At 36.3% G+C, this 760-nt stretch carries 1 protein-coding gene; it reads left to right on the forward strand.

Annotation, left to right across the window (positions count from 1 at the left end; all coding sequences use genetic code 11):
- The coding region (locus ACFING_RS09975) for a type IV secretion system protein (RefSeq protein WP_375630816.1) at positions 1–531 on the forward strand (531 nt) is incomplete at its 5' end.
- Between the last annotated feature and the right edge of the window lie 229 nt (positions 532–760).

Here is a 760-nt window from a genome sequence, read left to right on the forward strand (position 1 = left end):
CCACTCAATGATACACAATTAATGAATTTACTGGACAAAGCAGCAACCAAAGGATTTCAATATGCAGGACGTCTTTTCCAAGAAACCGTCTTCTTCGAGTCCAATGGATTGCTTTACAGTCTCTTAGGAATCCTCATCTTGCTAGCAACAAGCCTCGTCGTCGCAATCGGTGGGGGTCTCGTGCTCCTGACAAAAATCGCACTTGCACTTCTCGTAGGATTGGGACCAATCTTCATTATTGCTCTACTCTGGCAACCAACTTATCGCTTTTTTGAGCAATGGATTGTACAAGTCGCCAATTATATAATCCTCTTTCTACTCTTAGCAACTGTATTTAATCTGATGATGAATATCTTTGCAAACTATTTGAGCGATATGAAACTCGACTACGACCAGAATGTAAGCTTCATGTTTGGAGGAGCTCTCATCTTGTCCATTATATCCATCATGCTGTTACTCAAACTATCAAGCATGGCCAATTCTCTCGCAAAAGGCATTACATTCGGACATCTATGGAGACATAAAAACTAGCTGAGATAAAAAGCAATGGTTCCCGTAACAGACGCCCTTAATACCCATATGACAAAATAACAAGAATATCCAATCCTAAAGTAAAAAATATTCGCACTGAAATTGAGCTGTTTTTATAAATTAAAAAATGAAATTAAGAAAAGATAAATTATCGTAAACTATACACTTTACTTTAGTGTCAAAATTATAATAATGACAACAAATATCAGAATGTGTATAACATTAAAAA

The organism is Bartonella sp. AP150HLJHH (assembly GCF_042196385.1).
Taxonomy (GTDB): Bacteria; Pseudomonadota; Alphaproteobacteria; order Rhizobiales; family Rhizobiaceae; genus Bartonella.